At 31.9% G+C, this 11,111-nt stretch carries 13 protein-coding genes and 2 tRNA genes; all 15 read left to right on the forward strand.

Annotated elements, in window-relative coordinates:
• Window positions 1–44: 44 nt before the first annotated feature.
• The 15 genes from ACY191_RS14145 (at window position 45) to ACY191_RS14215 (ending at window position 11,018) form a co-directional block, all read left to right on the forward strand.
• On the forward strand, window positions 45–524 hold the full coding sequence (locus ACY191_RS14145) for a PH domain-containing protein (protein WP_042739515.1): 480 nt from the start codon (window positions 45–47) through the stop codon (window positions 522–524).
• Window positions 517–2,022 carry a PH domain-containing protein gene (locus ACY191_RS14150; protein ID WP_042739514.1) on the forward strand — a complete coding sequence of 502 codons (1,506 nt, stop codon included), beginning with the start codon at window positions 517–519 and terminating at the stop codon, window positions 2,020–2,022. The genes ACY191_RS14145 and ACY191_RS14150 overlap by 8 nt, the downstream gene beginning before the upstream one ends.
• A complete protein-coding gene (locus ACY191_RS14155; RefSeq protein WP_042739513.1) occupies window positions 2,009–2,500 on the forward strand; it encodes a PH domain-containing protein in 492 nt (163 codons plus the stop codon). Before ACY191_RS14150 ends, ACY191_RS14155 begins: the two co-directional genes overlap by 14 nt.
• 21 nt (window positions 2,501–2,521) lie before the next feature.
• Complete coding sequence (gene acpS / locus ACY191_RS14160) at window positions 2,522–2,875, forward strand: holo-ACP synthase (protein WP_042739512.1); 354 nt, start codon at window positions 2,522–2,524, stop codon at window positions 2,873–2,875.
• A gap of 102 nt (window positions 2,876–2,977) precedes the next feature.
• Complete coding sequence (alr, locus tag ACY191_RS14165) at window positions 2,978–4,126, forward strand: alanine racemase (protein ID WP_229366884.1); 1,149 nt, start codon at window positions 2,978–2,980, stop codon at window positions 4,124–4,126.
• An 88-nt stretch (window positions 4,127–4,214) separates the two neighbouring features.
• Complete coding sequence (mazE, locus tag ACY191_RS14170) at window positions 4,215–4,388, forward strand: type II toxin-antitoxin system antitoxin MazE (RefSeq protein WP_042739510.1); 174 nt, start codon at window positions 4,215–4,217, stop codon at window positions 4,386–4,388.
• Window positions 4,385–4,747 carry a type II toxin-antitoxin system PemK/MazF family toxin gene (locus ACY191_RS14175; RefSeq protein ID WP_042739509.1) on the forward strand — a complete coding sequence of 121 codons (363 nt, stop codon included), beginning with the start codon at window positions 4,385–4,387 and terminating at the stop codon, window positions 4,745–4,747. The genes mazE and ACY191_RS14175 overlap by 4 nt, the downstream gene beginning before the upstream one ends.
• A gap of 374 nt (window positions 4,748–5,121) precedes the next feature.
• Window positions 5,122–6,123, forward strand: coding sequence for a SpoIIE family protein phosphatase (locus ACY191_RS14180; protein ID WP_042739508.1), 1,002 nt, complete (start codon window positions 5,122–5,124; stop codon window positions 6,121–6,123).
• A 78-nt stretch (window positions 6,124–6,201) separates the two neighbouring features.
• Window positions 6,202–6,528, forward strand: a complete 327-nt coding sequence (locus tag ACY191_RS14185) for an anti-sigma factor antagonist (RefSeq protein ID WP_042739507.1) — start codon at window positions 6,202–6,204, stop codon at window positions 6,526–6,528.
• A 1-nt stretch (window position 6,529) separates the two neighbouring features.
• The gene (gene rsbW, locus ACY191_RS14190; RefSeq protein ID WP_042739506.1) at window positions 6,530–7,012 is read left to right on the forward strand and encodes an anti-sigma B factor RsbW; all 483 of its coding nucleotides are present in this window, start codon (window positions 6,530–6,532) and stop codon (window positions 7,010–7,012) included.
• Window positions 6,987–7,757 carry an RNA polymerase sigma factor SigB gene (sigB, locus tag ACY191_RS14195; RefSeq protein ID WP_042739505.1) on the forward strand — a complete coding sequence of 257 codons (771 nt, stop codon included), beginning with the start codon at window positions 6,987–6,989 and terminating at the stop codon, window positions 7,755–7,757. The genes rsbW and sigB overlap by 26 nt, the downstream gene beginning before the upstream one ends.
• Window positions 7,758–7,914: 157 nt before the next feature.
• Complete coding sequence (locus tag ACY191_RS14200) at window positions 7,915–10,065, forward strand: Tex family protein (RefSeq protein ID WP_229366883.1); 2,151 nt, start codon at window positions 7,915–7,917, stop codon at window positions 10,063–10,065.
• Complete coding sequence (locus tag ACY191_RS14205; protein ID WP_042739503.1) at window positions 10,058–10,504, forward strand: SprT family protein; 447 nt, start codon at window positions 10,058–10,060, stop codon at window positions 10,502–10,504. The genes ACY191_RS14200 and ACY191_RS14205 overlap by 8 nt, the downstream gene beginning before the upstream one ends.
• A 318-nt stretch (window positions 10,505–10,822) precedes the next feature.
• Window positions 10,823–10,905 (forward strand) — tRNA-Leu (locus ACY191_RS14210).
• A 39-nt stretch (window positions 10,906–10,944) separates the two neighbouring features.
• Window positions 10,945–11,018: transfer RNA gene (locus tag ACY191_RS14215), tRNA-Gly, on the forward strand.
• Window positions 11,019–11,111: the final 93 nt, after the last annotated feature.

An 11,111-nucleotide genomic window follows, 5' to 3' on the forward strand; every position in this document is an offset into this window, starting at 1 on the left:
TGCTATGTTATAATAAATTGAAAACAATATAAAGGAGTGTAACAATGGCAGAGTTATCTGAATTTGTACGTAGTCCTAAGCGTGCAAAAACATATTTATATATATGCGAAGGGCTCTCGTTTCTTATAGGTTTAGTTGTCATATTGGCGTTGATTTATTTATGGCAACACTTTAACTGGTGGCATTTTTTAATTTATGTATTTATTGGTTTAATCGTTATCAGTTTTATTTATATGCTCACTATACCTTGGATAAAATATAAATACATGTTCTATAGTATTAATGAATGTTATGTACAAGTTAATCAATCATTTTATTTTAAATCAGCTAAATATGTTAAGTTAGAGCGAATTCAATTTCTGGAAATTGCGAGTAACCCACTTTTAAAGCGCTGGGGAATAGCTAAGTTGACAATAGTAACTGCTGGTCATGAAATAGTGTTTCCTTTAATGAACGTCAGCGATGCTTTGGCTTTTGAAGCGTTAGCTATGAATTATTTAGAAGGAGTGGATTCAGATGTATAAACCGCAAAAACTTCATCCCATTTCTTATTTAACAGGTGTAATACAGGCAATAAAAGAAAATATTATTTTAGTCATTATTTTCTTAATTTTTAATTTGAAAAATTTTGATTTTACGGATTTTAAGTCATACATATATCCAGGTATTGTTGCGCTTATATTTATAATTTCATTCTTATTTCGTGCGGTAAAGGTATATAACACACGATATTGGATCGAGGACGATCACTTTATATTGGATACCGGCGTGTTTACTAAGGAAAGAAAAGAATTAAATATCAGAAGAATCCAATCAATGGATACATCCCAAAGTTTGATTAATCAAATCGTAGGCGGAGTCAAAATTCAAATCAAAACGCCAAGTGACGGTATTGATTTAGAAACAGTGTCGAAGCAACAAAGTACTTTAATACAAAGTGAGTTACGACAAGCACAACAAAACTTACTGGCAAATCATCAAGAAATAGAGCAAAATGAACCGACACAACAACATGTCTCTGATTCAAAGCAACAAACATCACATCAACAATTATATAAATTATCATTTAAAGAGTTACTGTTAATGGCTCTGACAAGTGGTGCAATTGGCGTAGCATTTGCAACATTATCTCCAATCATTGGCTCACTTTCTGATAAATTACCATGGGAATGGCTAAACAGTGAATTATCTCATATAAGCCAAGCTATCTTTGTAATTGTTTTAATTATTGTTGGTATTATTTTATTGTTGAGTTACATAGTAGGAACTATAATTGTGATATTTAAAAACTTTAATTACACTGTCACGGAAAGTGATCAACAATTAAACATTTCATATGGCTTATTTAATGTTAAAAACATTACAGTACCAATTAATCGAGTGCAAGCCGTAGTAGAAAAACAATCATTTTTAAGAAAGATGTTTGGCTATACCTCTATACATTTTACGATTACAAGCGATATGGATGACTTTGATAAAGATGATGTGACATTAAATGGAAATGTGACAGTGTTACCCTTTATAAAACAACAAAAAGCATATGAAATTATTAAGCCGTTAATGCCTAATATGAAATTTCAGTCTGTTCAACAAGGGATGCCGTGGAGTGGTTATCATAGATACTTCTGGATTCAATCTCTAATTCTATTAATCAGTAGTATAATTGTGGCATATTTTTGGCAAGTATGGCCAGTTTATTTAGCACTATTTATTATTGCTATATTGGCGTTGCATAGTATTATTGTAATAAAAAAATCAGGTTATACGCTTGATGGAGATGAGTTAGTTATAAAAAATACAAAGCTATTCGGTTTTAAAACAACTTACTTTAAGCACGATAAATTATTGGGTATGGAATTAAAGCGTAATCCGTTTCTAGCAAGGAAGCAATTGATGAATTTTGTTTTTATTATTGCAAAAGCAAGCGGTAAGCAGGAGATAGGTTTGAAATATAATAAACAAGGACATGTAGAGGCATTAAAAGAATGGTACTTAAGGAGGGAAGAGCATGAATCAATATAAACATATGGCCGAAGCAAGTAAACAGGCGATTCGCTTGAACTTTGGTATATGGTTTTGTATATTTATTGTTATTTCCATTGCACTTTTTATTGTAAATAAATGGTGGTTATCATGGGTTACAGTCAAAGTGAGTATTATTATTTTAGTGTTCATGTTAATTATATCTGTTCTATTTTTCATTTATGGTGTGGTGTTTCTACCATTGATTTACTATAAAATTTTTGAATATAAAATCGATAATGAGACAGTAACTATAAAAAAAGGGTTATGGTTTAAAAAAAGATATGCAATACCTTTATTTAGAATACAAAACGTAGATACTCATAGAGGTATGATTATGAGAAAATATAATTTAGCAACGTTAACGTTATCAACTGCAGGTGGAAATAAAGAAATTAAATTAATTGATATTCAAGAAGCAGACAAAATTAAAGCAATGATAAAGCAACAACATAACATGAATTCAGAAATACAATAAAATATTATAGGTGATGTGAAAATGATATATGGTATTGGTGTCGATTTGATTGAGATTGATAGAATCACTCAACTTTATCACCATCAGAAGAAGCTTATTGAGCGTGTATTGACTATAAATGAACAAGCAACGTTTCATAGTTTTAGTCATGAACCGAGAAAGATGGAGTTTTTAGCAGGGCGGTTTGCATGTAAAGAAGCCTTTAGTAAAGCGTTGGGTACTGGACTCGGTAAAACCATCGCTCTAAATGATATTGACTGTGTTAACGATGAATTTGGGAAACCAACCATTGCATATGACGGTTTTCATGTTCATGTTAGTATAACGCATACAGAGCATTATGCTATGAGCCAAGTGATACTCGAAAAAAAATAAAAAGTTAGTATTTTTAATTTGGATATCTCATCAAGCTTGTTATAAAATTGATTTAATATATGTAGGAAATTTTATTTTATCAAAACAGGAGGTTAATGCTTTATGTCCGATAAGTATTATAGATCAACCTATGTGAATGTTGATTTAAATGCAATTGTTTCGAATTTTCAAGTGTTTCAAAAATTACATCCAACTAAAACGGTTATCCCAGTAGTTAAAGCAAATGGCTATGGATTAGGGAGTTTACCGATTGCACGTCAACTAATGAAAAATGGTGCGGAATTTTTTGCAGTAGCTACATTAGATGAAGCAATTGAATTACGTATGCATGGTATCAATGCTAAATTACTCGTGCTTGGCGTTATTCCGACTGCGGATATTAATAAAGCATTACAACATCGAATTGCTGTAACAGTGCCTTCAAAATCATGGCTAGATGAAGTCATAACAAACCTTCCAGAAGAAAATGAAAAGGATCAATGGTTCCATGTTAAGCTTGATACAGGTATGGGCAGATTAGGTGTGAAAGACGTATCAGAATATAAGGAGATTATTGAAACGATTGATGCCCATGAACACTTAATTTTTGAAGGGGTATTTACTCATTTTGCTTGTGCAGATGAACCAGGAGACTCTATGAATCAACAACAAAATCTGTTTGAGGAAATGGTTAACCAAGCCCGTAAACCAGAATTTATTCACTCTCAAAATTCAGCAGGTGCATTAATGAAAGACACCCAATTTTGTAATGCGGTTAGAATTGGTATATCACTATATGGTTATTATCCATCTCATTATGTCAAAGATAATGTTAAAGTACATTTGAAACCGAGTGCGCAATGGATTAGTGAGGTAGTACAGCGAAAAGTATTGCAACCAGGAGAATCGGTGAGTTATGGCAGTATATATACTGCTACAGAACCTACTGAAATTGGAATTATCCCTGTAGGATATGCAGATGGTTATCCAAGGTTAATGTCTGGGGCATATGTCAATGTAAATGGTCATCAGTGTGAAGTTATTGGAAAAGTTTGCATGGATCAAATTATCATTAAAGTGCCAGCCGAAATTAAAGTAGGAGATAAGGTGATTTTAATGGATCATCATGTAGATACACCACAATCAGCTGAAGCATTGGCACGACAACAACATACAATTAATTATGAGGTGCTTTGTAACTTAAATAGAAGATTGCCACGAATATATCATGGGACTGAAGTCGTAGAAATAAATAATGAATTACTAAAATAGTATAGTCACTGTATTTAAAATTTGTTATTATATATCTAACAAGTAAACATAATATATTCTATTTTTAGTCACATGGAGGTCTTTATTCATGGTAAGTATCACGCAAAGCAGAAATCATAATAGCATAGAACAACTACTAAAAGAAGGTTATTCTCAGATGGCCGATTTAAACCTCTCCCTTGCAGCAGAAGCTTTTCCATTTGAATGTGAAGCTTGTGATTGCAATGAAATTTATATCAGCTCTAAGAATAACAATGAATGATGAGAAGAGGAGACGTCTATTTAGCTGATTTATCACCAGTTCAAGGGTCTGAACAAGGGGGAATTAGACCTGTAGTTATCATACAGAATGATACTGGAAATAAATATAGTCCTACCGTAATTGTTGCGGCAATTACAGGTAGGATAAATAAAGCTAAAATACCTACACATGTAGAAATAGAAAAAAGTAAATATAAACTTGATAAAGATTCGGTGATTTTGCTTGAGCAAATAAGAACTTTAGACAAGAAAAGGTTAAAGGAAAAGTTAACATATCTATCTGAAGAGAAGATGAAAGAAGTTAATTATGCCATTGACATTAGCTTAGGCCTACATAATGTAAGAAACCACAAGCCTTAGTTATAATAAGTTTATTAAATAAGTCAACAAAATAATGAAGTATAGACATCTAGTCTCTATAGAATGCAATAAACACTTAATTGTAAGAATAAATGTAATCTTTCAGATTGCATATTTAAATTATTGTAGATATGACTTATGAAAGGATGTCAAAGTTTAAAAGCTTTAGGTTATCCTAAAGCTTTTTTATTACTTATTTATAAATAAAATATTAAAAAAATAAACTGATATGTTTGTGATAATATATTCGGATGATTTATAATAAATAATTAAATATCGATGTATTTAAGAGTTATACATACATAATTACTTTTTAGATATGTTAAAAGGCGATGTATGCGATTTATATTTGCATTTTGAGGAGGAATTACCACGTGGAAGAATTCAAAAATCAATATAAAGCGCTAATTGATGAGAGTTTACATACAACAGATAGTACTGAATTACTAAAAAAGACGGAAGTCTTCACAAATGAAATCATAAAAAAAGATCTTTTGCCTGAAGACATCGTACAAATTCATAAAGACTATGTTAAAAAGTTGGAATTAAGTGAAACTCAAATTTTAGAAACATTCAATGTGCTTAAAGAAGTTGTTAGAGGCTTCGGATATAATTATAGAGATTATCAAAGACTCGTTGATCGATTACAATATCATGATAAAGAAATTGATTTAGCTTCAAGACTTCAACAAACCATGTTAAAGACGGATATACCTCAGTTTGATAGCATACAAATTGGGGTCATTTCAGTAGCTGCTCAAAAAGTAAGTGGCGATTATTTTAACTTGATTGATCATAAAGATGGTACGATGAGTTTTGCTGTTGCCGATGTTATCGGTAAAGGTATACCTGCAGCGCTAGCGATGAGTATGATTAAATTTGGTATGGACTCATATGGTCATTCACAATTACCAAGTGATGGTTTAAAGAGATTGAACCGTGTTGTCGAAAAAAATGTAAATCAAAATATGTTTGTGACGATGTTTTATGGCTTATATGAAGAATTAAATCATTTATTATATTGCAGTTCGGCAGGACATGAACCTGGCTACATATATCGAGCGGAAACTGAAGAATTTGAAGAAATAAGTGTGCGTGGTCGCGTGCTAGGTGTTAATCAACAAACGAGATATAAACAACAAGAAATACCTATTTATTTGGATGACCTTGTAATCATCTTTACCGATGGCGTCACCGAGGTGCGAAATGAATCAGGAGATTTTGTGGATACAGAAATTCTTTTAAATATGATTCATAAATACAAACATATGCATCCACAGGATATCGTACAGTTATTATATGAAGCGATTTTAAAAGTTCAAAAACCAGAGAAGCGAGACGATTTAACGATATTAATTATAAAAAGAGTGAATTAGTTTTTAATAGACTAGGTTAGTTTTGCGTTTAAAGGGTATAAAAATTAGGAATTAGACTATAATTAGGAGTGTAATGTTATGAATCTTAATATTGAAACAGTAACTCATGATACATATTATGAGGTAAAAGTTGGAGGAGAACTAGACGTTTATACTGTTCCAGAATTAGAAGAAGTCTTAGTGCCGATGCGACAAGAAGGAACTCATGATATACATGTAAATTTAGAAAATGTGAGTTATATGGATTCAACAGGATTAGGATTATTTGTTGGAACGCTAAAAGCGTTAAACCAACACGATAAAGAACTATATATATTAGGTGTTTCAGATCGTATAAGTCGACTTTTTGATATAACTGGTTTGAAAGATTTGATGCATGTTAATGAAGGAACGGAGGTTGAATAACGTGCAACAAAAACAAGATTATATTGAAATGCGCTTGCCAGCATCTGCAGAGTATGTCAGTTTAATTCGACTAACATTGTCTGGAGTGTTTTCAAGAGCTGGCGCATCATATGACGATATTGAAGATGCAAAAATTGCCGTAAGTGAAGCTGTAACTAATGCAGTTAAACATGCATATAAAGACAACCCAGATAACGTAGGCATGATTAACCTATGTTTTGAAATCTTTGACGACAAAATTAAAATTGTTATATCTGATCAAGGTGATAGCTTTGATTATGAAGAAACAAAAGAAAAATTGGGACCATATAAGGAAGATGAGAATATTGATTTCTTAAGAGAAGGTGGTCTGGGTCTATTTTTAATTGAATCTTTAATGGATGAAGTTACAGTCGATAAACAATCAGGTGTAACAATCAGTATGATAAAGTATATTAAAAAAGAGCAGGTGCGAAATAATGGCGAAAGAGTCGAAATCAGTTAATGATGTATCACCTGAACAAATAAACCAATGGATTAAAGAACAACAAAATAATGAACACACTGATGCGCAAGATAAATTAGTCAAGCATTATAGAAAGTTGATTGAATCATTGGCATATAAATATTCTAAAGGTCAATCTCATCACGAAGACCTTGTTCAGGTTGGTATGGTTGGATTAATAGGAGCTATCAATCGATTTGACCTGTCATTTGACAGGAAATTTGAAGCTTTTTTAGTACCGACAGTTATTGGTGAGATCAAGCGTTATTTACGTGATAAAACATGGAGTGTACATGTGCCTAGAAGAATAAAAGAAATAGGGCCGCGTATAAAAAAAGTGAGCGATGAACTAACAAATGAGTTAGAACGTTCACCTTCAATTGAAGAAATAGCAGATCGATTGGAAGTAAATGAAGAAGAAGTATTGGAAGCTATGGAAATGGGACAAAGCTATAACGCTTTAAGTGTTGACCATTCAATAGAAGCTGACAAAGATGGTTCTACTGTCACATTACTCGATATTATGGGTCAACAAGATGATAATTATGATCTAACAGAAAAACGCATGATATTAGAAAAAATACTTCCTATTCTTTCTGAACGTGAAAGACAAATCATTCAATGTACATTTATTGAAGGACTGAGTCAAAAGGAAACAGGTGAGAGAATTGGTTTGAGCCAAATGCATGTTTCTAGACTACAGCGTACAGCAATTAAAAAGTTACAAGATGCTGCAAATAAATGATAATTAAAAGAGACAGTAACCTTTATCTAGGGAATCACTGTCTCTTTTTTATGTAAAATACATCTAAAGTATTTTGGTTTATAGTTAACAAACTTAGTAGTATACAGTATGTGTTAAAATAAAGATAAGCGTAAAAATGTAACAATTGGAGGACACTATGGATAGCAACTTAATACAATCTATTAGAGAAAAATATAATTTTACAACACAACAAATTAATGCGGTGTTGTCATTATTAGAAGATAAAAATACGGTGCCTTTTATTGCACGTTACCGTAAAGAACAAACTGGCGGTTTAGATGAAGTAGAAATTAAACAAATTGATGATGAATATCAATATATGGTTAATCTTCAGAAAAGAAAAGAAGAAGTAATTAATAATATTAATGAACAAGGTTTACTTACAAACGAATTAAAGCAAGATATTTTAAAACAAACGAAATTACAACGTGTTGAAGATTTGTATAGACCTTTTAAACAAAAGAAAAAAACAAGAGCTACTGAAGCTAAAAGAAAAGGTTTAGAACCATTAGCGATTTGGTTAAAGCAACCAAAATTGACTGAATCGATTGAGAGTAAAGCACAACAATTTATAAATGAGGAAGTTAAAGATACTAGCGCAGCGATACAAGGTGCTCAAGATATTATCGCTGAGCATATATCGGATGAACCTAAATATAGAAAGAAAATCTTAAAAGATACATATATGTATGGTCAATTGGTAACTCAGAAAAAGAAAAATGCTGAAGATGAAAAAGAAATTTTTAGTATGTACTATGATTATTCAGAACCGATTAAAAAAATAGCGAATCATCGTGTGTTAGCAATTAATCGAGGAGAAAAAGAGAAAGTAATTTCCGTTAAACTAGAAATGGATATAACTGGAATTGAAAACTATATCCGTAAATATGAAGTGACAGCAGAGCATGAAGGTACAGAATTTATTGTAGATGCTGTTAAAGATAGTTTGAAGAGATTGATAATGCCTTCAATTGAAAGAGAAATTAGAGGTGATTTGACAGAGAAAGCAGAAGCGCATGCAATAGACGTCTTCAGCGAAAACTTAAGAAACTTGTTATTACAACCACCGATGAAAGGTAAGCAAATTCTTGGTGTAGATCCAGCATTTAGAACAGGTTGTAAACTTGCTGTGATTAATCCTTTCGGAACATTTATTGCTAAAGGCGTAATGTATCCTCATCCGCCAGTAAATAAAGTAGAAGCTGCAGAGAAAACATTTTTAAAATATATAAAAGACTATGATGTAGAATTAATCGCAATTGGTAATGGGACAGCTAGTCGTGAAACAGAACAGTTTGTTGCCAACATGATTCAAACACACAACTTAAATGTACAATTTATCATTGTTAATGAAGCGGGTGCATCAGTATATTCAGCATCAGAAATTGCTAGATCTGAGTTTCCTGACTTTCAGGTTGAAGAAAGAAGTGCTGTATCAATCGGTAGACGTGTGCAAGATCCATTAAGCGAATTAGTTAAAATTGATCCAAAGTCAATTGGTGTAGGTCAATATCAACATGATGTAAACCAAAAACAATTAGAAGGTGCTTTAACATTTGTAGTAGAAACAGCAGTTAACCAAGTTGGGGTTGATGTTAATACAGCTTCAAAATCATTATTACAATATGTTTCTGGATTGTCTGCTTCAATCGCACAAAATATTATAGACTATCGCGAAGAAAATGGAGCTATCAAACATAATAAAGAAATAGCTAAAGTTAAAAGATTAGGTGCTAAAACATTTGAACAAAGTATTGGTTTTTTAAGAATAGTCGATGGTCAAGAGCCACTTGATAATACATCTATACATCCAGAGAGTTATGAAGTGACTTATCAACTTTTAAATGAACTAAATTTATCAACAGATGATTTAGGAACAGATAATTTGAAAGAAGCAATAAATAAAATTGATATTGCAGAAATTGCTACTCGGCTAAACATTGGAGAACCAACATTAGAAGACATAACTAAATCACTTATTGCACCTAACAGAGATCCACGTGATGCTTATGAAACACCAATTCTAAAATCTGATGTGCTTTCTATCGAGGACTTATCCAAAAATATGAAATTAAGTGGTACAGTGAGAAATGTTGTGGACTTTGGGGCGTTTGTTGATATAGGAGTCAAACAAGATGGCTTAGTACATGTATCTAAACTATCGAAGAAATTTGTTAAAAATCCAATGGATATAGTGAGTGTTGGTGATATTGTAGATGTATGGATATTAGATATTGATGAGAAGAAAGGAAAAGTTTCATTAACGATGATTGATCCAGTTGAATAATAAAGAATTGCAAAGGTTAACTGAAAGCATTTCTGAGAATTTGTTCAATAAAAAATTTAAGCATAAAGCCTATTTTAATAATCGATTGCGAACAACGGGCGGTCGTTATTTACTTAAGTCACATAATATAGAAGTCAATAATAAGCAATTTGAAACGTATGGTACTAAGGCAGTGATTGATATTATCAAACATGAATTATGTCATTATCATTTGCACCTTGAAGGTAAAGGTTATCAACACAGAGATAAAGATTTTAAAGAATTGAGTAGGATAACTGGCGCACCAAGATATTGTTCTGCAATTACAAATTATGAAGATCGTGTAAAGCATGTTTATCAATGTAATCATTGCGGCACAGAGTTTAAAAGGATTCGCAAAGTAAATACTCAAAAGATGGTTTGTGGCGTTTGTAGTGGAAAATTAATTGAAATATGTTAAATAACAAATAGTGTATTATAAGAACACCATTATCGGAATATCGATAATGGTGTTTTTTAGTATTATTAGGCAAGTTATTATAGATAATAGTAATAAATAGAGAAAATATTTTGAGTTAGTGTCAAATTTCAATATTTTCTTCGGTGGAAATGTTGACGATAGTTTGTATATGTTATAAGATATTAAACGTTGCGAAAATAATAAGTAACAACATTAATAAATCTTAAACATTGTTAAAGCAAATTTAAAAAGTTGTTGACAAAGCATTACAAATAGATTACAATAATATTTGTAACTTTAAGAGAACCGTTTTGCCAAGCGGTCGTGGCGGAATGGCAGACGCGCTAGGTTGAGGGCCTAGTGGGAGTAATCCCGTGGAGGTTCAAATCCTCTCGGCCGCATCAAATAACTTCTTAATAATATATTAACACTATAAATTTGCGGGTGTAGTTTAATGGCAAAACCTCAGCCTTCCAAGCTGATGTTGTGGGTTCGATTCCCATCACCCGCTCCATATATACATTAATGAACATTGAAAACTGAATTGCAATATGTCAACGTTAATTCCGAACACAACGATAATCGTTGGTTCAAAAAAACGTGTTAA

This window comes from Staphylococcus sp. TCBT05 (assembly GCF_055179755.1).